The organism is Arcticibacter tournemirensis, assembly GCF_006716645.1.
GTDB lineage: Bacteria > Bacteroidota > Bacteroidia > Sphingobacteriales > Sphingobacteriaceae > Arcticibacter > Arcticibacter tournemirensis.
The window spans coordinates 126,090-150,739 of record NZ_VFPL01000002.1; the positions used below are offsets into that span (position 1 = coordinate 126,090).

Annotated in this window: 21 protein-coding genes; 14 read left to right on the forward strand and 7 right to left on the reverse strand. The window is 43.9% G+C overall.

The features are described 5' to 3' along the window. The first annotated feature begins 377 nt into the window (after nucleotides 1–377). The 6 genes from mutL to BDE36_RS22140 all read left to right on the forward strand — a co-directional run bounded on the left by mutL (nucleotide 378) and on the right by BDE36_RS22140 (nucleotide 7,501). Nucleotides 378–2,228: a DNA mismatch repair endonuclease MutL gene (gene mutL / locus BDE36_RS22115; protein ID WP_141816719.1), complete on the forward strand. Its 1,851-nt coding sequence runs from the start codon at nucleotides 378–380 to the stop codon at nucleotides 2,226–2,228. Between the two features lie 26 nt (nucleotides 2,229–2,254). Then, a complete protein-coding gene (locus tag BDE36_RS22120) occupies nucleotides 2,255–3,007 on the forward strand; it encodes a rhomboid family intramembrane serine protease (RefSeq protein WP_141816720.1) in 753 nt (250 codons plus the stop codon). Beyond that, the gene (locus BDE36_RS22125) at nucleotides 3,004–3,861 is read left to right on the forward strand and encodes a rhomboid family intramembrane serine protease (protein ID WP_170205940.1); all 858 of its coding nucleotides are present in this window, start codon (nucleotides 3,004–3,006) and stop codon (nucleotides 3,859–3,861) included. The genes BDE36_RS22120 and BDE36_RS22125 overlap by 4 nt, the downstream gene beginning before the upstream one ends. Next, the gene (locus BDE36_RS22130) at nucleotides 3,858–4,982 is read left to right on the forward strand and encodes an endonuclease/exonuclease/phosphatase family protein (protein WP_141816721.1); all 1,125 of its coding nucleotides are present in this window, start codon (nucleotides 3,858–3,860) and stop codon (nucleotides 4,980–4,982) included. Before BDE36_RS22125 ends, BDE36_RS22130 begins: the two co-directional genes overlap by 4 nt. A 55-nt stretch (nucleotides 4,983–5,037) precedes the next feature. Further along, nucleotides 5,038–6,498 carry a cysteine--tRNA ligase gene (gene cysS / locus BDE36_RS22135; RefSeq protein ID WP_141816722.1) on the forward strand — a complete coding sequence of 487 codons (1,461 nt, stop codon included), beginning with the start codon at nucleotides 5,038–5,040 and terminating at the stop codon, nucleotides 6,496–6,498. Between the two features lie 148 nt (nucleotides 6,499–6,646). Continuing rightward, on the forward strand, nucleotides 6,647–7,501 hold the full coding sequence (locus BDE36_RS22140) for a hypothetical protein (protein WP_128770808.1): 855 nt from the start codon (nucleotides 6,647–6,649) through the stop codon (nucleotides 7,499–7,501). 39 nt (nucleotides 7,502–7,540) lie between these two features. On the opposite strand, the gene BDE36_RS22145 is transcribed toward BDE36_RS22140, so the two are convergent. Beyond that, a complete protein-coding gene (locus BDE36_RS22145) occupies nucleotides 7,541–8,503 on the reverse strand; it encodes an AAA family ATPase (protein WP_141816723.1) in 963 nt (320 codons plus the stop codon). A 15-nt stretch (nucleotides 8,504–8,518) separates the two neighbouring features. Beyond that, nucleotides 8,519–9,868 (reverse strand): peptidylprolyl isomerase, encoded by a 1,350-nt coding sequence (locus tag BDE36_RS22150; RefSeq protein ID WP_141816724.1) that lies wholly within the window; start codon nucleotides 9,866–9,868, stop codon nucleotides 8,519–8,521. Between the two features lie 239 nt (nucleotides 9,869–10,107). Here BDE36_RS22150 and BDE36_RS22155 point away from each other — a divergent pair, with 239 nt between their 5' ends. Both BDE36_RS22155 and BDE36_RS22160 read left to right on the forward strand, forming a co-directional pair. Then, nucleotides 10,108–10,623 (forward strand): hypothetical protein, encoded by a 516-nt coding sequence (locus BDE36_RS22155; protein ID WP_141816725.1) that lies wholly within the window; start codon nucleotides 10,108–10,110, stop codon nucleotides 10,621–10,623. A 68-nt stretch (nucleotides 10,624–10,691) separates the two neighbouring features. Beyond that, nucleotides 10,692–11,267 (forward strand): non-canonical purine NTP diphosphatase, encoded by a 576-nt coding sequence (locus BDE36_RS22160; RefSeq protein ID WP_141816726.1) that lies wholly within the window; start codon nucleotides 10,692–10,694, stop codon nucleotides 11,265–11,267. Nucleotides 11,268–11,281: 14 nt separating this feature from the next. Here the strand turns inward: BDE36_RS22160 and BDE36_RS22165 are convergent, their stop codons facing one another. Beyond that, entirely contained in the window at nucleotides 11,282–13,426 is a 2,145-nt protein-coding gene (locus BDE36_RS22165) for an OstA-like protein (protein ID WP_161987781.1), read from the reverse strand. 125 nt (nucleotides 13,427–13,551) lie between these two features. On the opposite strand from BDE36_RS22165, the gene tilS reads away from it, so the two are divergent. Next, a complete protein-coding gene (gene tilS, locus BDE36_RS22170) occupies nucleotides 13,552–14,943 on the forward strand; it encodes a tRNA lysidine(34) synthetase TilS (RefSeq protein WP_141816728.1) in 1,392 nt (463 codons plus the stop codon). Beyond that, nucleotides 14,891–15,373 (forward strand): hypothetical protein, encoded by a 483-nt coding sequence (locus BDE36_RS22175; protein WP_128770815.1) that lies wholly within the window; start codon nucleotides 14,891–14,893, stop codon nucleotides 15,371–15,373. The genes tilS and BDE36_RS22175 overlap by 53 nt, the downstream gene beginning before the upstream one ends. Nucleotides 15,374–15,379: 6 nt before the next feature. Here BDE36_RS22175 and BDE36_RS22180 read toward each other — a convergent pair whose 3' ends face one another. Continuing rightward, nucleotides 15,380–16,342: an isopenicillin N synthase family dioxygenase gene (locus BDE36_RS22180; RefSeq protein WP_141816729.1), complete on the reverse strand. Its 963-nt coding sequence runs from the start codon at nucleotides 16,340–16,342 to the stop codon at nucleotides 15,380–15,382. Between the two features lie 167 nt (nucleotides 16,343–16,509). On the opposite strand from BDE36_RS22180, the gene BDE36_RS22185 reads away from it, so the two are divergent. The 3 genes from BDE36_RS22185 to BDE36_RS22195 all read left to right on the forward strand — a co-directional run bounded on the left by BDE36_RS22185 (nucleotide 16,510) and on the right by BDE36_RS22195 (nucleotide 20,005). Next, the gene (locus BDE36_RS22185) at nucleotides 16,510–18,609 is read left to right on the forward strand and encodes a HEPN domain-containing protein (protein WP_141816730.1); all 2,100 of its coding nucleotides are present in this window, start codon (nucleotides 16,510–16,512) and stop codon (nucleotides 18,607–18,609) included. Nucleotides 18,610–18,686: 77 nt separating this feature from the next. After that, a complete protein-coding gene (locus tag BDE36_RS22190) occupies nucleotides 18,687–19,463 on the forward strand; it encodes a precorrin-2 dehydrogenase/sirohydrochlorin ferrochelatase family protein (RefSeq protein WP_244939639.1) in 777 nt (258 codons plus the stop codon). A gap of 74 nt (nucleotides 19,464–19,537) precedes the next feature. Further along, nucleotides 19,538–20,005: an RrF2 family transcriptional regulator gene (locus tag BDE36_RS22195; RefSeq protein WP_128770818.1), complete on the forward strand. Its 468-nt coding sequence runs from the start codon at nucleotides 19,538–19,540 to the stop codon at nucleotides 20,003–20,005. A 259-nt stretch (nucleotides 20,006–20,264) separates the two neighbouring features. On the opposite strand, the gene lnt is transcribed toward BDE36_RS22195, so the two are convergent. From lnt to rsmI, 3 genes are read right to left on the reverse strand one after another with little or no spacing between them, the layout of a single operon-like run. Next, complete coding sequence (gene lnt / locus BDE36_RS22200; protein ID WP_141816731.1) at nucleotides 20,265–21,887, reverse strand: apolipoprotein N-acyltransferase; 1,623 nt, start codon at nucleotides 21,885–21,887, stop codon at nucleotides 20,265–20,267. A 1-nt stretch (nucleotide 21,888) separates the two neighbouring features. After that, nucleotides 21,889–22,551, reverse strand: a complete 663-nt coding sequence (locus BDE36_RS22205) for a PH domain-containing protein (RefSeq protein ID WP_141816732.1) — start codon at nucleotides 22,549–22,551, stop codon at nucleotides 21,889–21,891. 18 nt (nucleotides 22,552–22,569) lie between these two features. Continuing rightward, the gene (gene rsmI / locus BDE36_RS22210; protein ID WP_141816733.1) at nucleotides 22,570–23,247 is read right to left on the reverse strand and encodes a 16S rRNA (cytidine(1402)-2'-O)-methyltransferase; all 678 of its coding nucleotides are present in this window, start codon (nucleotides 23,245–23,247) and stop codon (nucleotides 22,570–22,572) included. 129 nt (nucleotides 23,248–23,376) lie between these two features. Here rsmI and serS point away from each other — a divergent pair, with 129 nt between their 5' ends. Then, on the forward strand, nucleotides 23,377–24,648 hold the full coding sequence (serS, locus tag BDE36_RS22215; protein ID WP_141816734.1) for a serine--tRNA ligase: 1,272 nt from the start codon (nucleotides 23,377–23,379) through the stop codon (nucleotides 24,646–24,648). Nucleotides 24,649–24,650: the final 2 nt, after the last annotated feature.

Genomic DNA, 24,650 nt, shown 5'->3' on the forward strand with positions numbered 1-24,650 from the left:
TTGTTCCCATCTTTGTTACAGTACCGTTACAGGCCAGATCTTTCGGCAAAAGCCGCCTGGCTCGAATTTATACTATATCAGTTGGTTAAATTTGTATTAGTTGTTGATTAAGAGTTTGTAAACATGAAAGTCAGCATAAAAAACGAATTATGCAACTATATTTAAAAAAAACGGCTAAAAAGATTTCCAAATAGCTGTCTTTTAGAGACTACCAGCTATCAGACACATCAGCAAGGATGTAGTTTACAGGAAGTTGTAATTTGATAACGACAGGAAAAAAACTTTATTGTGTAAGATAAATTTTAATACACCCAATGTCATACTTTACCGATATCTGAGAGCCGATAGCTTTTTATTCCTATTTTTGTGCATTAACTATGTCTGATATTATACAGCTTTTACCTGATTCGGTTGCCAACCAGATAGCAGCTGGCGAAGTAGTCCAACGACCGGCATCGGCAGTGAAGGAACTTATAGAGAACTCGGTAGACGCCGGGGCAGGTAAAATACAACTGATCGTCAAAGACGCAGGAAAATCTCTTATTCAAATTATTGACGATGGCTGTGGCATGAGCGTTACGGATGCCCGCATGTGTTTTGAACGCCACGCTACATCCAAGATCCGTAAGGCCGAAGATCTGTTTGCTATCCGGACGATGGGATTCCGTGGTGAAGCTATGGCCTCTATCGCTGCCATTGCGCAGGTAGAGCTCAAAAGCCGTCGTCATGAGGATGAGCTTGGAACATTAATATGTATCGAAGGGTCTGAAGTTATTAAACAGGAACCTGTTTTATGTCCCGCAGGTACCAGTATCAGCATCAAAAACTTGTTTTACAATACGCCTGCCCGACGAAACTTCCTGAAAGCAAATCCGGTCGAGCTTCGGCATATGATCGATGAATTTCAGCGGGTAGCATTGGCACATTCTGATATTCATTTCACATTTCATCACGAGGGTAACGAGCTTTTCCACCTGCCAAAAGCCAGTTTAAAGCAGAGGATCGTGCATCTCTTAGGCAGTTCCTACAATCAGAAGCTGGTGCCACTTGAGGAAGACACGAGCATCATCAAACTAAAAGGGTTTATAGGAAAACCCGAGTTTGCAAGGAAAACACGGGGTGAACAATTCTTTTTTGTTAACAACCGCTTCGTAAAAGACCCTTACCTCAACCATGCAGTATTAACAGCTTACGACGAATTGCTTCCCGACGACAGCTATCCATTGTATGTCCTTTTTATAGATATTGATCCTTCCAAAATCGACATCAATGTCCACCCGACTAAAACGGAGATTAAGTATCAGGATGAAAAGGCAATATATGCCATTATACGATCGGCTGTAAAACGCTCGCTCGGTCAGTACAACATCACCCCAACTCTCGACTTTAACCAGGAAACCGGCTTTAGTCAGATGATCTCCCATAAGGCGCCTGAGGATATTGTTCCACCTCAGATTAGTTTTAATCCCGACTTTAACCCTTTTCAGTCAGAACGAAAATCAGAGAGGTCGTCGTCGTATGCCAGCAGTTTCGGTGAAAGTCCCAGGGATGTGACTAAAAACTGGGGGTCTCTTTATGAAATCGTAGATACCGTAAAGCATGAACAACAAAAAATAGACCTTGGTATTACACCCGAAGAACAGGAAATAATTAATAAATCAGACCGGCAGTTTTTTCAGCTTCATACCCGGTTCATTATCTCGCCCATAAAAACCGGGTTCATGCTCATAGACCAGCAGGCAGCACATGAACGCATCCTTTACGAACGTTTCCTGCAGCAACTCGAAACACATCAGGGTGCAAGCCAGCAAAGTTTATTTCCTCAAACTGTTAATCTTAACCCGGTTGATTTCGAACTGGTCAAAGAACTTCTTCCGGATATTCAGGCTTTAGGGTTTCTGGTCAGAGAATTTGGGAAAAACACGTTCGTAGTAGAAGGCATCCCTGCAGATATCAGCTCGAACGTTAGCGAAGTAGAAATGCTCGAACATCTGATTGAAGGATTTAAAAACAACTTCACCCTTTTAAAATTAGATAAAAGGGATAATTTAGCACGCACTTTGGCCAGAAATGCTGCCTTGAAAACTGGAACACGTTTATCGCAGGAAGAAATGAACAACCTGATCGATCAGCTGTTTGCCTGTGAAACACCCAATATATCACTACTTGGAAAACCGGTGATCATTAAATACTCACTTGAGGAGCTAATACAAAAATTTGAAAAATAACACCGCATCGGCGGAAACATACACACATGAATAATTACAGACCCTCCCCTTTTGCCAATATATCACCTGTTGTAAAGAACCTGCTTATTATTAACGGGATCTTCTTTCTTGCGACAATGCTATTTAAAAGCAATCCATCGATTCCTATTGTTCAATATCTTGCAGTTTACTACTTCGACTCACCCTTCTTTAGGGTGTGGCAGCTGGTTACCTACATGTTTATGCATGGGGGCTTCGCCCATATTATGTTTAATATGTTTGCGTTATACAGCTTTGGGTCCGTCCTTGAATATATGATCGGCTCAAAACGATTTCTTAACTTTTACCTGATTACCGGATTGGGAGCACTGGCTTTACAGTATTTCGTTCAGGCAATTGAATTGTATAATATTACAGGAAGTATTACCAGCAATGGTAGTTTCATGATCGATACCATCACGGGAGGATTCTCTTACAACACACAGCTTCTCACAGAGAGTCAGGCTGCTACCATTGCAAACATCTATCTTACGCCAATGGTAGGTGCTTCAGGGGCGATCTTCGGTGTGCTTGCTGCTTTCGGACTGCTGTTCCCGAATGCTGAACTTATGGTATTTTTAATTCCTGTTCCTGTTAAAGCGAAATACTTAATTCCCGTTTATATCGTAATAGAATTATTCCTTGGTGTTGCTCAGTTCTCAGGCGACTCAGTTGCCCACTTTGCTCATCTCGGAGGCGCTTTGTTTGGTTTTATTTTAATCAAAATTTGGAAGATACGTCGCCCTGGAGGATTTATATGAAAAGATCAGTAAGCAACGAATTATGGTACAAGATGGTTCAATCAGGCAGCAAGCTGAACCTCTTCATCGGCATTAACGCTATCGTATTTGTAATAATCGGACTTCTTACAGTGGTGGAATTCCTTTTTACGCGGGAGACGCCATTAGCAAACTGGATAACCCTGTATATTTCAGTCCCCCCTTATCTCCCAGCACTCCTTTACAAGTTCTGGACGCCCTTTACGTACATGTTTGCGCACCGCGAATTATTCCACTTTTTCTTTAATATGCTGTGGCTGTACTGGCTTGGCCGCATCTTTGAAGATTTTCTGAACAGCAGGCAGTTTACTTTTACATATTTAGCAGGCGGCCTTTCAGGCGCTTTTTTGTTCATACTTTTCTATAATATTTTTCCGGCATTTAAAGACACGCTTGAGTTTTCTCCGCCACTCATAGGCGCATCTGCCAGCGTAATGGCTATTGTTGTGGCAACTGCGACTTTACTTCCTGATTATGCTCTTCGCCTGTTATTTTTCGGGGACGTCAAATTGAAATACCTCGCCATCGTTTATGTTATACTGGATATCCTCGGAGTAGCAGGAATGAACGCAGGTGGCAGTATCGCCCATCTTGGAGGAGCTCTGCTGGGCTTCGTGTTCATAAAACAACTTCAGGCAGGCCATGACTGGAGCAAGATCTTTTTACGCAAAAAAAGACTTAAGGTAATCAGAAATAATAAGACGCCAGCCAGCACTAATGCGGTGCCCGATCAGGAAGTAATAGACAACATCCTCGATAAAATTTCGAAATCGGGCTACGAAAGCCTTACAAAAAAGGAAAAAGAACAACTTTTTAAAGCCAGTAATAAAGGATGAGGAAAAAAAGAAGGAAAAAGAAGGGTATAGGCTTTATAAGCAAGACAGCTCTGGCATTAAATGTGCTCTTTGCTCTGCTCCTGCTGCTAAGCTATCTCGCTTCTTTTGTAAATCCTTCCTCGTTCTGGCCTGCAGCATTTATTGGTCTCGCCTATCCCTTTTTACTATTAATAAATACTCTTTTTTTAATCTACTGGCTTTTCAGGAAGCCGGTGCTTATGCTCGTGCCGGCCCTCTCAATTCTTATCGGGTGGAAGTTCCTGTTCAGCACTGTCGGGTTTCGCGAATCAACGGCAATAGAAGTGCCTAAGTCATCAGAAGACATCATCCGCATTATGACCTGGAATGTACACGGCTTCAAACCATTTAATCCGGGCAACGACAGGGCAGTTAAGGATCAGATGCTTGATATCATCAGAAAAGAGCAGCCCGACATTCTTTGTATCCAGGAGTATTATTCAAAGCGCCGGGGAGAAAACAATATAAAAAAAGCATTAATCGAAATCTTAAATTCGAAACACTATTATATCCACGAAGATTTTGGCAATCAGTGGGAAGTTCAGGGCATGGTATTTTTCTCCAAGCTACCTATAACCGATAGCGGGGCGATAGCATTTCCCAATACCATTCGTGGGAATGAAGCGATCTTTGCAGACTTTGTTTTTAACAAGAAAAAGTTCAGGGTATACAATATCCATCTTCAGTCTATACGGTTTCAGCCTGAAGACTATGAATATATCAAGAACGTAAAAGAAATAAACACCAACGTTGAATCTTCAAAACGTATAGGCGGCCGTCTTAAAAGAGCCTTTATCAAACGCAGCGAACAGGCTTTGCTGATCAGGGATCATATTACGAAAACCTGCAAGTCTCCTTATATTATTGCCGGTGATTTTAATGATACTCCAACATCGTATGCTGTGAATACTTTATCAAAAGGAATGTACAACAGCTTCAGAAAAAAAGGCAGCGGGTTTGGAATAACGTATAACGGCGATTTTCCAAACTTCCAGATTGATTACATCCTTGCATCGAAAGACTTTACGATCAAGAGCTATCTGGCGGTTCAGAAAAAGCTGTCCGACCATTACCCGGTCATCAGCGATCTCGAGTTCAATTGAGAACTTACAAAACACGACCTGCTGAAAACTGACAAGTAATTATTAAGTTTGCGACATGGATAACAACCTCGTTGTTTATAACACCTTGACAAGAAAAAAAGAGCTTTTCGAGCCCTTGAATCCGCCCTTTGTTGGAATGTATGTTTGCGGACCTACCGTTTACAGCGACGTACACTTAGGTAACTGCCGTACTTTCGTATCATTCGACCTGATCTATCGATATCTGCTACATTCAGGATATAACGTTAGATATGTTCGCAATATTACTGATGCCGGTCACCTCGAAGGCGATAGGGACGAAGGCGACGACAAGTTTTCGAAGAAGGCTCGTCTTGAGCAACTCGAACCCATGGAGATTGTCCAAAGGTACACCATAGGTTTTCATGATGTGATGCAGCTCTTTAACACCTTGCCTCCAGGCATAGAACCAACTGCTACCGGACATATTGCCGAGCAGATCGAGATGGTTAAGGAGATCATAAAAAATGGATATGCTTATGAAAGCAATGGCACGGTTTATTTCGATGTTGAGAAATACAGTAAGGAGTATAATTATACAGCCCTCACAAACCGCAATATAGAAGAACTGCTTGCAAACACCCGCGATCTGGGTGGGCAGGGCGACAAAAAAGGCAGGCTCGATTTTGCCTTGTGGATAAAAGCCAAACCCGAGCATATTATGCGCTGGCCTTCTCCCTGGGGCTGGGGATTCCCTGGCTGGCATATCGAATGTTCAGCGATGAGCAGTAAATACCTTGGCGAAACATTCGATATTCATGGCGGCGGAATGGATCTGGCGGCGACGCACCATACAAATGAAATTGCTCAGTCGCAAGCCTGTCACCATACACATCCCGCCCGGTACTGGCTGCATACCAATATGCTCACAGTGAACGGCACACGCATGTCAAAGTCCGCAGGAAACGGGTTCCTACCCGGAGAATTGTTCACAGGCAACCATCCTCTGCTTACCCGGGGTTATTCGCCGATGACTGTGCGTTTCTTTATGCTTCAGGCTCACTATCGCAGTACCCTGGATTTCTCGAACGAAGCGCTGGAAGCTTCCGAAAAGGGCTTCAGACGTCTGATGAATGCCATAGGCCTGCTTGATAAGCTAAAAGCTTCTGAAAAGTCGGATGTCGACATCCGGGCGCTTAAACAAAGGTGCTACGATGCGATGAACGATGATTTCAACAGTCCGGTAGCCATTGCAGAATTATTCGAAGCGGCCAGAATGATCAATAGCATCAATGACGGTAAAGCCTCTATATCTGCTGATGATCTTGAAGCGCTAAAGTCGCTGATGAACGATTTCATCTTCAACATCCTTGGATTACGGGAAGAATCTTCCCCTACAGACGATCTAGGACAGTTGGTTGAATTCATCATCAATCTCCGCCTTGAAGCTCGCGCAAACAAGGATTACGCAACGTCTGACAGGATAAGAAACGGACTGCAGGAACTGGGTATCCAGCTGAAAGACAGTAAGGATGGCACCACCTGGAGCAGAATATAGGATAAAAAACATTTTCTTTACTTTTATCGTTATTGCTGGGAATTATCCGTTAGCAGTATTATCGGCTGACCACTGATTTTATGCTGGGACAATTATTGAATATCCCGCTTTTAATCAGTGTATATTACATACATTATAAAGAACATTAATGAGATTATCTTTCAGCTTTTTATTCTTGCTTTTACTAACTGCAAATGTCTTTTCTCAGAATACCGCTGACAAAGTGAGCCAGCTCCTGGCTGCCGAAAATTATTTTAACGCCCTGGTAAAAGAAAAAGGGTTAAAAAAAGCTTTCCTTTCCGTGTCCGACAATAGTACCGTCGCATTCAGGCCCAATCCTGTGCCGGCCCAGAAATTTTATAAAGATCAGCCTGACAGCATTGGCTTTCTGAGCCTTGACCCGGTATATGCCAAGATCTCCAAGAGTGGCGACTGGGGCTTTACCGCCGGACCCTATATATTTAAACAAAGAGAAAGCGACACACAAGCGTTTTACGGCACCTATGTTTCCGTATGGAAAAAGAACAGTAAAAATGTATGGAAACTGGCGATGGACGCCGGAGTATCCCATAAAAAGCCTTCAGCAGAGCTCAAGAGGCTATATATCAACCCCCGAAACGAAATTTTTCTTCATCAGCGCTCCAACACACGACTTCAGCAACGTGAAGATATTGTATTTAGCTCGGATAAGCTGCTTGCAACCATTACAAAAGCAGATAACAAGATTGCACAGAATGAGTTCCTGACTGATAACAGCTGGCTGCTATTTCCGGGCAACGAACCTGTAGTTGGTAAAAAAGCAATAATGGAGTTCTGGAAAACGAAAGGATATAAGGCCATCACAGAACCGGTAAAGGCCGACCGTTCCTATAGCGGCGAAATTGCCTACACGTACGGCAATGCAACCATTCTTGCCAAGAAATACAATTACATCCGGATATGGGAAGTCCAGCCAGGGTATAAATGGAATGTCATCATGGAAGTCTTTACTGAAGCTGAGTAAGGTAAAAGCAGAAAGGTGAAAGCGAAAAGCTGAGATCTGTTACAAAAGTCTTTTTATCATCTGCTCAACCGATATCCCTTCTGCTTCGGCTTTATAGTTTCTCACTATACGATGCCTGAGAATGGGTTCTGCCACAGCCTGAACATCTTCTATGTCGGGAGAGTATTTTCCCGATATCGCTGCATGACATTTAGCGCCCAGCACCAGATATTGTGAAGCTCGCGGCCCTGCTCCCCAACTGAGATACTTGTTTACTTCTTCGGTAGCCAGTGTAGTACCCGGGCGGGTTCTGGCAGCTAAAGAGACGGCATACTCAAGAACATGGTCGGTTACCGGCACGTTGCGTATCAGTCGTTGAAAATATTCAATCTCTTCGGCGTTCAGGATCTTTCGAAGTTCCACCTGCTTGTTGGCAGTCGTGTTTTTTACCACCCTCAGTTCTTCTTCAAAAGAAGGGTAAGATAACAACACATTAAACATGAAGCGGTCCAGCTGAGCTTCCGGAAGGGGATAGGTTCCCTCCTGCTCAATAGGGTTTTGAGTAGCCAGTACAAAAAAAGGCCGGGGCAGCGGATAGGTTGTACCTCCAACGGTTACAATCTTTTCCTGCATAGCTTCCAATAGAGCGGCTTGCGTCTTAGGGGGAGTGCGGTTAATCTCGTCGGCCAGAATGATATTAGAGAATACCGGCCCCTTAAGAAACTTAAATACACGTTCTTCGCCGAGAATTTCAGAACCCAGAATGTCCGAAGGCATCAGGTCGGGAGTAAACTGCACCCTGTTGTAACTCAGATCCAGTACCCGCGCCAGTGTGTTTACCAGAAGTGTTTTTGCAAGTCCCGGCACGCCTACTAAAAGACAATGCCCATTGCTGAATATCGAGATAAGTACAGATTTAACAACATCCTCCTGCCCTATAATGACATTGCCAATCTCCTTCCTTATCTCATTGTATGAAGCACTTAATGCATCAATTCCTTCAATGTCCGAGCTGTATGTCATCCGTAACTTAATCTTCTATTTAGATACCCACATACTCAGGTCTGAGCAGGACTGATACTCGGGATCTATTTTAATATAAGTGGATTCCCGGCGTTTTTCAAACCATTCGCTCACTGTCCGCCCAACTTTATCATCAAAAGCGATTTCCTTGATCTTGGGAAAGTCTTTATCAAGGCTTGCTTTGTGTGGCTCTGTTTTAGACTTCAGATATACAAAACGATAGCCCTTTTTGCCATCTCTCGCTGTAAAAGGGAAAGGCTTCGAATACTTGCCTACCTTCATCGTATCAATAGCAAAAAATATTGTTGGATCTAATTTATCCGTTGGAATATATGTAGTACGCGATTGAACGTTCTCCGCGTTCATAATCATTCCACCGTTATACTTCGTATCATTGTTGTCGGAGTAGAGTGATGCGGCGGTTGAAAACGGAATTTTCTTGGCTGCTACGCTTTGATAAATACTGTCAATATGTAACCTTGCCCGTTCAAGGCTTGCTGCTGTAGGTTCTATTTTAATTAATATGTGGCGGGCTCTAACCTGTTCTCCTCTGCGCTCTAACACCTGAAGGAAATGGAAGCCAAAATCAGATTCAAACACCTGCGATAATTCATTCGCCTTAAGTTTGAAAGCCAGGGCAGAAAATTCCTTCACCATAGCTGTCCTGTCAAAAAAGCCCAGATCGCCACCCTCGGCAGCAGAACCAGGATCTTCAGAATATAAACGCGCCAGTGTCGCAAAATCTTCACCAGCCTTCACCCGCGCACGCAAGGCTTCAGCTTTATTCTTAAACGATTCCTTCTCAGCTTTGGTAAGCTTCGGATAAGCAACTACCTCTCCTACTTCCACCTCCGCATTATATTCCGGAAGGCTGTCTTTTGGAATTGACTCAAAATAGCGTTTAACCTCCAGCGGGGTGATACCCACATTTTCCGTAATCTTGCTGTGCATCTTGTTTGCCACCAGCTGCTCCCTTACATCCGGGCGTATTTCATCTTTGTACTGAATAACAGAACGATTCAGAAACTGTTCAAGACGCTCCTGCCCGCCTGCTCTTTGTACAAAAACACGCATTCTGCGGTCTACTTCATTTGTCACTTCATCGTCTGTCACCGTCACAGAGTCAATTACAGCCTGCTGAGTTAAAAGCTTCTGCGTAAGCATCTGCTGTAATACCTGGCATTTCACTTCCGGGTTCTGAGGATTTCCCTGTAAAATATAGTTCGAATATTCTCTTTCAATATCAGACTGAAGAATGATATTATCTCCCACAACCGCAACAATTTTATTAATAGTGGTACTCTGAGCAAAAAGAACATTAACAGAAGCAAGTAATACAATAATTATCCCTGAGATTTTTTTCATTATGTTTTTAGTACGTTATAGCATGACAGGCGGTATTATTGCCTGTATATACACGGTATTTATTTCTGTATTATTTATTTACAATTTAAACTTCGCGAAAATACTGATATAATCTCTTATTTCACCATAAGAAATAACCCCATTTTCCCGGCCTAAAGGTAATTTTAAATTCTCATCACCTTAATAAGGTAACACCGATTTAACTATTTTTAACAGAAACAGATTATTATTTTTGCTGCATGACAGAACTGAAAACATCTCACCCTCTCGCTCTTCACTTCCTGATGACTGAAGACATTTTCAGTGTGGATGAATTACAGGATGCTGCCCCTGTCGTTACCGCGCCTTCCACCGAAAAAGAGGAGGAGCCCATGCCTGTGTTTGATTACCAAGGCGAAAACAACCGGTACATGCTGCTATTGCACGATAACTCTAATCAGAAACTTATGCCTTCGGGCGAGCTGGACACGCTCACCACCATTCTGCTCGCTAAGAAAATGGAGATCAAAGATGTTGCGATCGTAAATATTGCACAGTACCCTTCCGTTACATGGCGTCAGCTAAAAGAATACTTTGCATGCAATAGCCTGGTTTTACTCGGAGTTACTCCCGATCGGTTACAACTGAATGAAATACCCCAAAACGCCGTTACATCATTTGAAGGAATGAACGTACTGTTTACCGATAGCTTTGCAGAAATGCTCAACAACAATAACAGGAAGAGGGCTTTCTGGAACGAAATGAAAAAGTTATAACCCGGTGGTGCATTCCTCATCACCCTCACCTTTCTGAACACCTTTTAACACGCTAACAACGGACAGTAATGAGAACACTGATATTTGCGACAAACAACAAGCATAAACTTGAAGAAGTTCAGGCATTAACAGGCAACAGATTTAAGCTTAAAACACTGGAAGAAATCGGATGCTTTGACGACATTCCCGAAACCGGACATACTTTCCGGGAAAATGCGTCTCAAAAAAGCCATTATCTCGCTGCTAATTTTAAAGTGGATTGTTTTGCTGATGATTCAGGACTTGAGGTCGACGCACTGAACGGGGACCCTGGGGTTTACTCCGCCCGGTATTCGGGAACAAGAGATTCTGAAAAGAATCTTCAGTTGGTACTCGAAAAGATGAAAGGCAAAGAAGACAGAAAAGCCCGGTTCCGTTGCGTAATTTCGTTAATAATAAACGGGAAAGAATACTTTTTCGAGGGTACTGTTGAAGGTACAATTGCCCATGAAAAGTCAGGCATTGATGGTTTTGGCTACGACCCTATCTTCACACCCGAGGGATATTCAAAAACCTTTGCTGAGATGGATCCGGACGAAAAAAATGCTATAAGTCACCGGGGGCAGGCAGTAAACGCACTGATCAGTTTTCTAAACAAGATATAATGCCATGTATCTGCCTATTTCCTGACTACCGAGTCCTGTTTCCTGTTCGTACTATCCGATCCTTCAATTTTATTTAACGGGAGGGCAGCGGGTGCTTTTACTTCCGGCTTTGTCACTTTAACTTCACCCTTCTTTCCTGCCGGATTATTTGTCTTCGCGGGCACATTTGTTACTTTCTTCTTCGGCACGCCCGTCGATTTTGATGAAGCTTTTTTTCGCCGTAATGCCGGTATGATCTCCTCTTTAGACTTTGGCCGGTCCTTGGGTTTCCATATAAAACCATCCAGTATTTCGATATCCTTCGGCATCTTCTCTATCGGATAAAACTTCCCTTCAGGCTTCCGGACAAACATTACCTGTTTCAGTTTATTATCTCCAAAGGTAAGCCTCATGCGACTGCTCAACGACCTGTTCATTCCTGTATAGGCGCTGTCCTCTATCGAATAATAAACGCTCTCGGCATTCCCGTCCACGAACATGCTTTCTAATTTATTATCTTTAAAAACACCAGTAATAACCTTACCCTTTACCTGGTTGAACTTGGTAGAATCGCCCTCGGCACTAACCACAAAACCATTATGCTGCAGGAGCATATTATCCAGCTTCCTGTTCTTCATCTGCATATAAATGGTGTCGGCAGTTAGTTGAGATCCTTGCGTCCATATTATCGGATTCTTATAACAACGAATGATCGAGTCGGCATAACTATAGAATGCAGAATCTGAGCGCGACTGCAAATCCGATTTGAAGATCTTCACATTATGGAAGGCATAGATAGCCCTTGTTTTAGCCGTATCTGCGGGGCTGATTACTTTTTTATCAACCGAGTCCTTATGCAAGCTTGTTTTTTTAGATGTATCTGCTTTTGATTGCTGAATATTTACCTTCTTAGCGATAGTGTCGGGCGCATGCAATGCAGAATCCGTGTGAACCGAAAGAGAATCAGGTTTCACAGGGAGCTTCGCTTTCATAGTTAGCGTGTCCGTCCTGGTGGAGTCACTCTCCGGGATCGAAGGTTGCTTCTCCTTTTTCCTGAACAACCCTCTTCGCTTCTGCGGCTTTGTATCCCTTGTCGCGGGAGGATTTACTTTTGCTGCAGGCGGAGGTGTATCGCTTTGTTTCGGAACAACGATCCCCTCGCCTTCCACAACCGGATCCACCGCTATTTCGGCATCCGACTTCAACTCTTCCTTTGTTGCAGGTACAAATTCCTTCATTGGAATCAGCTTCGTAATAAGAGTATCCGCGGCCATCCATATTGAATCTACTTTTGCAGAATCCTGTTCTGTTTCAATAATTACATACGCATTCTTTGTTACCAGAGCGCTTTCATCCTTTTTCCGGTATATGCCCTGATCGCCTTTTAACGTGACCTTTTGCACCGTATCGAGGAATGTTATATTATTGATTGCCTTACCGAAACCTGCTTTTCCATCATAATATAAACTATCGCCCTTTAATGATTTACTACCCTCTGTGTAAAGATTCTTCTTCCCAAACCAGGCCTGATCGGTAAGCGTATTGTAACTGCCATTTTCTGTATACAGCTTCGACTGTTTATTCTGACCCTTGCCCTGGATATTCGTCGGTCCGAAAAACCAGGCGATCTTCGAAGTACTGTTATACTTCAATGTGTCCGTCTTAATCAGAGCATCGGGAGTGTTGACTACCACATCGTACCTGAAATAAGCATCTCTCGAACTGGCAAAATAGTAACCGTTCTTGCTGGTCAATACGTTCTGCCCATTGTCAATCTTTCCTCCTCCGATGTACGTCCCGATGCGGGTACCCATATTATACGTAAGATGATTCGTTGTTAGAACAGCATCATTATCAACCATCCTCACGTTATTGGTTAAAATCGCAACCCGCGAGTTACCATCGTAATTTAAAACGTCGGAATATATCACCGTCCCGTCGGGCTGGGTAATAACAACGTGGCCGAAGGCATCAAAGGCATTACCTGCCTGATTATAATCAGCGCTGTCGGCCGCTAATGTAGAACCCTCATGAGCAAATACAGGCCTTATAAAACGGGCTGTATTCGTTCCAACGCCTTTCAGCTTTTCCGAACTGGTAAGTTGTATCTGACTTCGCCTCTGGGCAGCAACCTGTAAAGCAGTTAGTAATAAGAATAAAAGAAAAACGATTTTTCTCACCGTGCAAAAGTAGATAAAATTCTTCGATGCGAACATGTTATCACAGGATCAGGCACTCGAATGATAATTATCATATCAAAATTTCATATTGCCGATTTCCGGCTGTAAATATATAATTTTGGAAAATGTTACCCATTGCCCGCTTCCTGGAGTTCACCCAAAGAAATAAGCTTTTCCTGAAACCGGAAAAAGTGCTTCTGGCAGTAAGCGGAGGCCGTGACTCTGTGTTAATGGCACATTTGTTTAACGAAGCTAAACTAAACTTTGGTATAGCACACTGCAATTTTGGTTTGCGCGGAAAAGAGTCTGACGACGATGAAACTTTCGTTAGAGAGCTCGCATCAGCGTTTAATGTACCCTTCATCACTGTTCGTTTTGCAACGGCTGCCTTCGCAGAGGAAAATCGCATTTCCATTCAGATGGCAGCACGCGAGCTTCGCTATAACTGGTTCGAAGAAATGCGCATACAATATGGGTATCAGTATATCGCAGTTGCACACCACCAAAGTGATGCCACAGAAACAATACTTCTTAATCTCGTTCGCGGAACGGGTATTTCAGGACTGCATGGCATCCGGCCAAAGCGTATAAATATTATCCGCCCATTGTTGTTCCTCTCTTCCGAGGAAATAAAGGAGCATGTAAGTTCCAATAATATTCAATTCAGGGAAGACAGTTCAAACTCTTCAGTGAAGTATGCCCGCAATAAAATCAGGCTGAATGTAATTCCTCATCTCCGGGAGCTGAATCCCGGTCTCGACGAAACTTTTGCGTCTAACAGCCGTCGCTTTGAAGATATAGAAGAATTCCTGAATATACATGCCGGCTCTCTGAGACGTACGTTGTTCGAAGCTGGCAAGCAAGGAGAAACGTATATTCCAATTGGTAAACTTAAGGCCCTTACTCCTCTTAAACTATTGCTTTTTGAACTTTTTAAGCCATATAACTTTGAAGAACCCGTGCTTGATGACCTTGTTCAAGCCTGGGACGGGCAGTCGGGAAAGAAGTTTGAGTCGCCGACACATACGCTGCTTCTCGATCGTCAGCAACTGATCTTAAAGAGTAACGAAAGGCCGGAAACACACGAGGTTCTGATAGAGGAGCATGAAAACGCCATTCAATGGAAACACCTTTATTTCAAAAGCAGATATGAAACGACGCATGGTTTGACTATTCCTACCCGGCATGATATCGCTTTTTTTGACGCAGATCTGTTACAATTCCCCCTCAAGTTGCGTCTATGGAAAAAGGGGGACTTCTTTTATCCATTCGGAATGAAGGGCAAAAAGAAAGTTAGTGATCTTTTTACCAGTTTAAAGCTTTCGCTTTTCTCTAAAGAAAATGTGCCGGTGCTTGAAAACGGAAACGGAGATATTCTCTGGATCGTGGGGTTCCGTACAGACGACCGGTATAAAATTACCCCTCCTACAAATAGAGTTTTTATTTTAGAAAATCTTAATACACATGAGCAGCAAGGCCACGTTTACCGAGAAACAATACCTCGGAAGAGACTATAACAGAATAAGTATCAGGCTTGTGATGATCTTATTCTGCTTCACCGCTTATTATATAAACTATGAGCGTGAACGAAACGGCGATCTGTTTCTCGTTGTGGGCTGCTCAATCCTGATCGTTTCTGTGATTATGCTTTTTATGGTTCACTACCGTACTACCGTTAAAAATCAGAGTGTGATCCTCGATGGACTGTGGACTACCAGGCTTGTCAAGATTGACTTAAATAGCATTGTTAAAGTAGAGAGAACTAAATATAGCTCTTACATTATCAACAATCCTGTTTACAACCTTCATACAAAAGGGAAGATCCGCTTTTACGCAGGAGGCAAAGAAGCCATCAGCCTAACCGACAGAGACGGTCTGGAATATATTATTGGCACACAATGTCCCGCCGAGCTGGAACAAGCGATCAGAAAGGAAATGGGCGCTTAAGCGCCGTTACATTTTTAGTCCTATCTGTCGTAAGCGTTCATCGAGGTATTCCCCTGCGGTCATATCGGAATATGCCTTAGGATGGTTTTCATCTACACAAATATCCAGACAGGTAAGATCCATACTTACTTTAGGATGAAGAAAAAATGGCACCGAATACCGCGAAGTCCTCATTAATTCAACGGGAGGATTTACTACGCGATGAGTAGTGGACTTCAATTTATTATTGGTTAAACGCTGCAGCATATCTCCTACATTCACTACAATATCCTGCGCCTGCGCCTTTACCGGGTACCAGTCGCCCTGTCGCGTTAGCACCTCCAAACCATCCGCACTGGCTCCAATCAGCAGTGTAATCAGGTTAATATCCTCGTGCGCCCCGGCGCGTACTGCATCAGGTGGCAGGGAGGCAGGATCTTCTATGGGGAAATAATGAATTGCCCTCAGAATAGAGTTACCGTTATGTACTTTATCCTCAAAATAATCCTCCTCCAGGCCAAGAAATACCGATATTGATTTCAACAGGTGCCTTCCTGCATTCTCAAGCTGCTGATAAACTTCGAGCGTTACTTCATTAAACCGGGGAAGCTCCTCAACCACAATATTGTCAGGATATAGCTCTTTTATGAGATCACCATCCAGAACTGTTTGCCCCCTTTGCCAAAACTCCTTCAAATCGGCAACTTTTGAATCTTTTGCTTTCTCCCGGCCCTTCGAAGTGTAACCACGCTGTCCGGCGAGCTCAGGTTTTTCATACTTCCGTTTTAAGTCATCAGGCAATGCGAAGAACTTCTTAACCTCTGAATATAGTTCATCCATTAAAGCCTGCGATAAGCCATGATTGGCGATAGTCACAAAGCCTGTTTCGGTGAAAGCCTTGCCTATGTCCGCCGAAAACCGCTGCTTCTGCTCTGGGGTACCGTTTACATAATCATTCAGATCTAAACGGGGAATATTAATTTCACTCATAAATGTATTTTAACCTAAAGATACGCGAAGAAAGACCAAGTTGAAAGCAGAAAGGGTAAAAGTGGAAAGGAAGCTAATAACTGACGCCACCGCAGTCAAAAGCTAAAAAAATTTCGGCAAGAGGCCTGAATTCATTACTTTTGATAAAACTATTAACTCTATAGAGAATGCAAGGTTTCAGAACTGAGCTGGAAAACCCGCTCGTACAGAAGGATATTATAGAACTTGAGAGAAAGATCAGACTTTTCAGAGAAGGTAAAATACATGAAGAAAAGTTCCGTAGTCTGAGACTTGCACGTGGTGTTTACGGACAAAGGCAACCTGGCGTACAGATGGTCAGGATAAAACTTCCTTATGGCAGACTAACTATACAACAGCTGTACAGAATTGCTGATGTATCCGATGAATTTGCTACAGGAAACCTTCATATTACCACACGTCAGGATATTCAGATTCACTTTGTAAGCCTTGAAAGGACTCCAGAATTGTGGGCGGAGCTTGAAAAAGACTCTGTAACAATCAGGGAAGCCTGTGGAAATACCGTCAGGAACGTAACAGGCTCGCCAATGGCTGGTGTAGATCCTAATGAGCCATTTGATGTTACGCCTTACGCTCATGCTTTTTTCGAATATTTTTTAAGGAACCCGATTTGCCAGGACATGGGCCGCAAATTTAAAATTGCATTCTCTTCTTCCGAATCGGATACCGCCTATGCATTTATGCATGATCTTGGTTTCGTGCCAAAAGTAAAATACGAAAACGGAGAGGAAATACGCGGGTTTAAAGTTATGCTGGGTGGAGGTTTAGGCTCCCAGCCGCATATTGCTGAAGAAGTAACAGATTTCATGCATGAGGATCTTCTCATTCCGTTTGCCGAATCCGTAATCCGTGTATTCGACCGCTATGGCGAGCGTGCAAAGAGAAATAAAGCGCGCTTGAAATATCTGATACAGGACATAGGAAAAGAAGCTTTCCTCGAACTTGCCGAGAAAGAAAGACTTGCTCTTAAAAACAAAGTATATAAAATTAACCGGCCGTCAGATGAGCTTACGCTGCCTGTCACTGTGTTTCCTGCCCCGGAAATTAAAGACCCATTGAAATTTGAGCAATGGCTTCGCACCAACATCTTCCCTCAGAAGCAGGAAGGGTATGTTTCTGTAGGAATTAAAGTTCAGAACGGTGATATTAAGACTCCGGTAGCACGCAAGTTTGCAGAGATCGTCCATGAAGCTGCTGCCGATGATATACGACTTACAAATACGCAGGGTATTCTGCTTCGCTTTGTTAAAGAAGAAAACCTCCCTTACTTATTTGAAAAACTGAACGCACTTGGCCTGGCTACTCCCGGCTTCGAAAGCCTTGCTGATATCACTTCCTGCCCGGGTACAGATACCTGTAACCTCGGAATTTCTAATAGCACCGGGATTACCAGAGAATTAGAAAGAGTGATCGCCGAAGAATATCCCGAAATGATTTACAACAGGGACATTACTATCAAGATCAGCGGATGTATAAATGCCTGCGGACAGCATGCTATGTCGGCCATTGGATTCCATGGATCGAGCATGAAAATAGGAAAGCTTGTCGCTCCTGCCCTGCAGGTGCTTCTGGGTGGTGGACCAACTGGCGACGGACATGGCGTAGCATCCGAGAAAATCATAAAGGTACCTAGCAAACGGGGTCCCCAGGTGCTGCGAGCTCTTTTAGAGGATTATTTAAGCAACGCCACAGAAGGAGAGCTGTTTAATCAGTATTATAACAGGCAGGGGAAAATCTACTTTTACGACCTTTTACATCCTCTTGCCAGTGCAGAAAATGTTACGCCCGAGGATTTTATCGACTGGGAACACACTGAGCCTTACAAGCCAGCAATCGGCATTGGCGAATGTGCGAGTGTAATGATTGATCTTGTAGCCACCCTTCTTTATGAAGCAGAAGAAAGGATTCAATGGAGCGCAGAGGCTTTTGAAACGGGCGAGTATGCAGATTCTATCTATCATGCATATACCGGATTTATTAACTCTGCCAAGGCCTTACTGGTTTCTGAAGGAATAAAGACCAATACTCAGGCTGGAATTGTAAGAGATTTTGACCTGCATTTTATAGATACAGGAAAATTCGCACTCACCTCTGGTTTTCATGACCTGGTATACCAGCTGAATCAGCAGGAACCAACACGGGAATTCGCGGAATACTATTTGCAGCAGTCACAGTTATTCAATCAGCAGCTTACTGAATACAGGGCGATGCAACTGTCGGAAGGCTAATCCGATTGTTTAGTCTGGTCATTATTGCGATATTCGTATTGAGATAAAAGCGATTGGAGGAAATCAGAATGAGCAAAATGGAGCAACCGGAAAAACCTTCGGCGCAGGCCGAAGGCAAAACAAATTCGCTGGCCCCGGAGCAAATGACGGCACCTGCAGCGAAACAACCGGAATCGCGTAGCTTCAACCCCTTGTTTCCGGTTTTCCTGAAGCTTGAGAATTTAGATCTTCTGCTCGTTGGAGGAGGATACGTTGCGCTAGAGAAACTGTCGGCTCTGCTGGCAAACAGTCCACAGGCCAGGATCAGACTCGTGGCAACAGAAATAAGCAGAGATGTTAAGGATATCGTTATAAAACACGGCATCCCTTATGAGGAGAGGGCTTTCCGGCCTGGAGACCTGGAGGGGATCGACCTGGTCATTATAGCGATCAACGACAAGGCTGCGAGTACAGCGATCCATGCCTGCTGTAAAGAAAAGAGGATTTTAACGAACGTGGCCGACAAGCCCCAATATTGCGACTTTTACCTGAGCTCTATTGTACAAAAGGGGAACCTCAAAATTGCTATCTCTACAAACGGCAAATCCCCCACCATTGCCAAAAGAGTGAAGGAAGTGCTGAACGATACGTTTCCGGATGAAATAGAGAATGTATTGGATAATATGGAAAAGATCCGCAATACCCTTAAAGGCGATTTTTCAGACAAAGTACGACAGCTTAATCATATCACCCGCGTTCTGGCTCCCGAAAAAAAACGTTATAGGAAACCTTTACTTTCGATACTGCTATATGCCGGAGCTGCTGTCTTCTTTATGTTTGCCGGTTATTTCATTCTTTCTTACATACTAAAATAGATTATAAATTGCCGGGATGCTTTATGATTGCATCTTACAGAAAACACTATATTTGTTCAATTATTTAATTTGCTTTGCTCACAAAAAAAACAAAATATGCTGTAAAAGCACTGATGGCTCTGGCACGAAATAAAGAGAATAAGCCGATGCTTATTTCAGAGATCGCCGCCAGGGAGCAGTTGCCTAAAAAGTTCCTGGAGGCAATCCTGCTGGAACTGAAACGAAACGGCTTTCTGGGTAGTAAGAAAGGCGCCGGCGGCGGGTATTACCTGATGAAAAAAGCAGAAGAGATTAAACTTGCTGCTATTATACGGGTGATAGACGGTCCCATTGCCTTACTTCCCTGTGTAAGCCTTAACTTCTATGAACGCTGCGAAGAGTGCACCAGCGAGCTTTACTGCGGTATAAGAGACGTCATGAAAGATGTCCGCGATGCGACCCTGAAAATCCTTACCGAAACAAGTCTTGCAGACATGATCGCACGGGAAGACTCCATAAAGGAAAAGTTATCAGAAGGAGAAACCCAGCAGTTTTTGAATTAACGGGTATTCCTGCAATCACCTCGTATAGAGATAACCGGTATGGCAGGAGCCAAAGCTAACCTTCCTTATACGATTTTTCCGCCTGCTTTATCATTTCTGATTTCACAAACGAAACATTCTCTTTCAATTTATTGTTAATCATATAACCCTAATTGAAACCATAGTATTTTCTATAGAAAGACAAAGGTTGGGTGATGAGGGTTAAGCAAGCGGTCGGGTATCTTCTGATACCTGGCCGTTTTTATAAAGCGAAAGAGTACTACCTTTTTCCACCGAAAAGTCGCCTCAGCGTCAGCAGGAGAATAAAGATACCACAGGCAATAGTGCCGGCCCAGGCGATATAGTCGCCATGTTTAACATAGAACGTAATATCGTCGTTTAGGTTTATATCTTCTTTCAAGGCAGTTGCTTCCCACCACTTACTCTTTTTGGTGATATCACCACGTTGGTTTATAAAGCAGGAGATTCCTGTGTTTGCCGATCGCGCTACCCATCTGCGCGTTTCTATCGCTCTCAGTTTTGCATAATCCATATGCTGATCTTTTCCCGAGGTATTCCCCCACCAGCCGTCGTTTGTCACAATAGCGATAAATTGCGCCCCCTGTACTACATATTTAGCAACATATTCTCCCCAGATAGATTCATAGCAAATAACGGGAGCGACTCCCATCCCGCTCTGGGTATAAAAAACAGAAGGCTTATCCTGCTTGCCAAAGCCTCCTGACGAACCGCCGAAAGCAGCAAAAACAGGTTTAAGAAATGAAAGCGCCGTGGCAAAAGGCATTTGTTCTACTCCTGGTACCAGTTTCGACTTATGATAGAACTGGACCTTTGACGAGTTCTCAATATTCACTGCTGTATTAAATATATCAGAATACTTCCCCATGCGTTCTTCAAACCTCGCCGTAGGAGTCTTAGCCATATCGTACAATAGGTAGCTTTCAATACCCGTCAGCACGTTCCCGTTCTTATACTTACTCAAAAAGTTCTGTACAGTGAGAAAGTTAACATTTCCTCTTATTTCATCTTCCTCAATAGGTTGGGGTATAGAAGTTTCCGGCCAGATAAAATATTCCGTATTGGGCTGACCGAGTGAGTCGGAGAGTCGAATAAGCTGCTGCACCTGCACATCAGCAGGAATAGCCCCCCATTTCATATACGGGTCAACGTTGGGCTGTACCACTACGATATTAGCCGGATTAGTCTTCTCCTGATATTTAGTATAAATAACCAGCGAAATGGTAATTGGAAGAATAACCCAGGCGGCGAGTACCAGGCTGAGCCTTTTCTTCATCGCATATCCGGTAGCAGTATTCTCCTTTTGAGAGGCTAGTTCAAAAGCCAGTATATTGGCAATAAGCACCCATAACGTTCCTCCGTAAACACCGGTGTATTCATACCATTGGATCAAACTATGTGCTTCAGCAAAGCCATTGCCCAGCGTCATCCAGGGAAAAGCAAGATCCCAGCTTTGATGCAGGTATTCATACCCGATCCAGAAACTGATCAAACCTGCATAGCTAACCACCTTGGAGAAGCTCCTTCGCAAACGATAATATAACCAGAATGCGAGGGTCATCAACACAGCGGCAAGGCCAAAGGGGATCAGTGAGATCAGTGCCGCAACCCAGGCTGGATTAACCGCATCCAGCGAGTTGAACACCCAGTAGATACAGGAAGTATTCCAAACAAAGAAAGTTGCGCCTGCCAGCCAGAAGATCTTCTTCCCTTTCTTCTTAGAATCCGACCGGATAATATCTTCTGCCGCAGTTAACAAGGGCACAAAAGCGATCAGTAGCAATGGCGCCGTAAAACGCATCGGAGGCCAGGCCAACCACAATAGAAAGGCGCTGACAAAACCAAGGAGATAATTTCTTTTCACGTTATAACTGAGATAAGATATCTGCTTTTTTTGCCTCGTACTCGTCCGACGAAATCAATTGCTTCTCGAACAAAGTCTTTAGTTTTTTCAACTTTAGTGTCACCTCATCTTCCGGGTCATTTAATGAAGCGGATACCGGAGGTAGCGGTTCAGACACTATTGGAGGGGCAGAAATCGCAGGTGGCACCGGCACAGAATCAGGAACGATCTGGCTCTTTGGCGGTTCGGATGCTGCCTGTTTTATTTCCTTCTCCTGCTGCTCCTGATGCAGTTGTTCTTTTACCTTCTCAAGCTGTCTGTTCGAAAACTGATATAGTTTCCGCGCCTGCACTTTAGGAATATAGTCGACCGTAAAGTTCTCGCCCTTCATGGGCACCACCGTAAATTTGGCTCCAAAGAATTCTTCCTTAAAAGACACCTCCTTCACATCCCTCCACGAGAAGATCTCAAAGTTGGTAGTCAGGCCCAGATTGCCCGGGATACAGAAAACAATACGTTTGTCTGTCACTATTACAGAGTCGGGAATAAGATTCATGGCTGGCTTTTTCTGAACGGCCAGGTATAACATCTGTTCGCCGGGAGTGAGCATGTCATTCAATTTCCCTAAAACCTTCTCTGCTGTTTTGGGATCCTGCTCATCAGTTAAATATTGTTCAAAGCTCATTTCGTTTTTATATAAGTTTTAAGTTCTGCCTTTTCCGCCAACGCAAATTACAAATTCTCCCTTTAATGTATGGGTCTCGAAATAGTTTTTAATTTCAGGAAGAGTACCCCGAACGGTTTCCTCAAACACCTTGGTAAGCTCCCGCGACACAGATGCCTGTCGCTCCTCGCCCAGAACAGCTGCCAGCTCTTCGAGCGACTTCAGAAGGCGGTGGGGTGATTCGTAAAAGATCATTGTCCGGTCTTCCTCCGCCAGCTCCTTCAAACGCGTTTGCCGTCCTTTCTTGACCGGCAGAAACCCCTCGAAAGTAAACCTGTCGGTCGGAAGTCCCGAATTAACCAACGCGGGTACAAAAGCTGTGGGGCCGGGCAGGCATTCAACCTGAATTTCATTTTTCAGCGCCTCCCTCACCAGAAAAAAACCAGGATCAGATACCGCAGGCGTCCCGGCATCAGAGATGAGGGCCACCATTTTCCCCTCCTTAAGGAAGCGTACAATCTCGCTGCTCGCCTTGTGCTCGTTATGCTGATGATGCGCGAATACTTTCTTTTCTATCCCGAAATGTTTAAGTAGCGGTGCACTTGTACGGGTATCTTCCGCCAGGATCACATCAGCTTCCTTCAATATCCTTACTGCTCTGAAGGTCATATCTTCGAGATTGCCTATGGGAGTGGGAACCAGGTATAGTTTACTCATTTCTTCATTGGTTGCAAGTTGCGGGTTGTGAGTTGCAGGATTAGCAAAAGCATTCTTTAATCATTTTACTTTCAACTTTCAACTCTTAACTTAAAACTCATCTGTTATCTTTGTCCAAAAATTACAACAATGCTGCAAGTTAGTTATATCCGCGAAAACAGGGAAAATGTTTTGGAACGATTGTCTGTTAAAAATTTTAAACAGCCTGAGCTGGTAGATGAGATCATCGCTTTAGATGAAGAACGCCGCCAGACACAGTCGCAGCTTGACTCCACTTCAGCAGATGCAAATTCCATTGCGCGGCAGATCGGCGATCTGATGCGGCAGGGTCAGAAAGAGCAAGCCGAAGCCCTTAAAGCTCAAAGCCCGCTCCTGAAAGAGAAAATAAAGGTTCTGGGCGAAAAGCTGACCTCTCTTGAAGAAGAGATGCAAAACAAGATTGTGCTGCTGCCTAACCTTCCGCACAGGTCGGTCCCTCTGGGATCAACACCGGAAGAAAATGAAGTAGCCTTCGAATATGGAGAAAAACCATCCTTGCCAACCAACGCCCTGCCTCATTGGGAGCTTGCGATTAAATATGATATTATCGATTTTGAACTGGGGAATAAGATCACAGGTGCGGGCTTTCCCGTTTATAAAGGCAAAGGAGCAAAGCTGCAAAGAGCGCTGATTAACTTTTTCCTCGACAATGCTGAGGAAGCAGGATACCGAGAAATGCAGCCACCTATTGTAGTAAACGAGGCTTCAGGATTCGGTACCGGCCAGTTACCGGATAAAGAGGGACAGATGTATCACGTAGGTATTGACAATCTTTATCTCATCCCGACTGCCGAAGTGCCTATTACTAACCTTTACCGCGACGTCATCTTAAGAGAAGAAGATCTGCCGGTAAAAAATTGTGCCTACACCCCTTGCTTCCGTCGCGAAGCTGGTTCATATGGTGCACATGTGCGGGGATTAAACCGGCTGCATCAGTTTGATAAAGTGGAAATAGTTCAGGTTGCGCATCCCGATAAGTCATACGGGATTCTCGAAGATATGAGTGCCCACGTTCAGTCGCTGCTAAAAAAGCTTGAACTTCCTTACCGGGTATTACGTCTTTGCGGGGGAGACATGAGCTTTACATCCGCTCTTACTTACGACATGGAAGTATGGTGCGCTGCACAGGCCCGCTGGCTTGAAGTTTCGTCTGTATCTAACTTCGAGACCTTCCAGAGCAACAGGCTGAAATTACGTTTCAGGGGAAAAGAGGGCAAACCTCAGTTAGCTCACACCCTCAATGGAAGTGCGCTTGCATTGCCAAGGATCGTAGCCTCCTTACTGGAAAACAATCAGACAGAGAAGGGAATCCGTATTCCGGAAGCCCTCATTCCATATACTAAGTTTGAATGGATTGATTAATA

What these genes read in the sequence shown, in the direction of transcription:
- mutL (WP_141816719.1), top strand. Translation starts at nt 378, where the DNA reads ATGTCTGATATTATACAGCTTTTACCTGATTCGGTTGCCAACCAGATA.
- BDE36_RS22120 (WP_141816720.1), top strand. Translation starts at nt 2,255, where the DNA reads ATGAATAATTACAGACCCTCCCCTTTTGCCAATATATCACCTGTTGTA.
- BDE36_RS22125 (WP_170205940.1), top strand. Translation starts at nt 3,004, where the DNA reads ATGAAAAGATCAGTAAGCAACGAATTATGGTACAAGATGGTTCAATCA.
- BDE36_RS22130 (WP_141816721.1), top strand. Translation starts at nt 3,858, where the DNA reads ATGAGGAAAAAAAGAAGGAAAAAGAAGGGTATAGGCTTTATAAGCAAG.
- cysS (WP_141816722.1), top strand. Translation starts at nt 5,038, where the DNA reads ATGGATAACAACCTCGTTGTTTATAACACCTTGACAAGAAAAAAAGAG.
- BDE36_RS22140 (WP_128770808.1), top strand. Translation starts at nt 6,647, where the DNA reads ATGAGATTATCTTTCAGCTTTTTATTCTTGCTTTTACTAACTGCAAAT.
- BDE36_RS22145 (WP_141816723.1), bottom strand. Translation starts at nt 8,503, where the DNA reads ATGACATACAGCTCGGACATTGAAGGAATTGATGCATTAAGTGCTTCA.
- BDE36_RS22150 (WP_141816724.1), bottom strand. Translation starts at nt 9,868, where the DNA reads ATGAAAAAAATCTCAGGGATAATTATTGTATTACTTGCTTCTGTTAAT.
- BDE36_RS22155 (WP_141816725.1), top strand. Translation starts at nt 10,108, where the DNA reads ATGACAGAACTGAAAACATCTCACCCTCTCGCTCTTCACTTCCTGATG.
- BDE36_RS22160 (WP_141816726.1), top strand. Translation starts at nt 10,692, where the DNA reads ATGAGAACACTGATATTTGCGACAAACAACAAGCATAAACTTGAAGAA.
- tilS (WP_141816728.1), top strand. Translation starts at nt 13,552, where the DNA reads ATGTTACCCATTGCCCGCTTCCTGGAGTTCACCCAAAGAAATAAGCTT.
- BDE36_RS22175 (WP_128770815.1), top strand. Translation starts at nt 14,891, where the DNA reads ATGAGCAGCAAGGCCACGTTTACCGAGAAACAATACCTCGGAAGAGAC.
- BDE36_RS22180 (WP_141816729.1), bottom strand. Translation starts at nt 16,342, where the DNA reads ATGAGTGAAATTAATATTCCCCGTTTAGATCTGAATGATTATGTAAAC.
- BDE36_RS22185 (WP_141816730.1), top strand. Translation starts at nt 16,510, where the DNA reads ATGCAAGGTTTCAGAACTGAGCTGGAAAACCCGCTCGTACAGAAGGAT.
- BDE36_RS22190 (WP_244939639.1), top strand. Translation starts at nt 18,687, where the DNA reads ATGGAGCAACCGGAAAAACCTTCGGCGCAGGCCGAAGGCAAAACAAAT.
- BDE36_RS22205 (WP_141816732.1), bottom strand. Translation starts at nt 22,551, where the DNA reads ATGAGCTTTGAACAATATTTAACTGATGAGCAGGATCCCAAAACAGCA.
- rsmI (WP_141816733.1), bottom strand. Translation starts at nt 23,247, where the DNA reads ATGAGTAAACTATACCTGGTTCCCACTCCCATAGGCAATCTCGAAGAT.
- serS (WP_141816734.1), top strand. Translation starts at nt 23,377, where the DNA reads ATGCTGCAAGTTAGTTATATCCGCGAAAACAGGGAAAATGTTTTGGAA.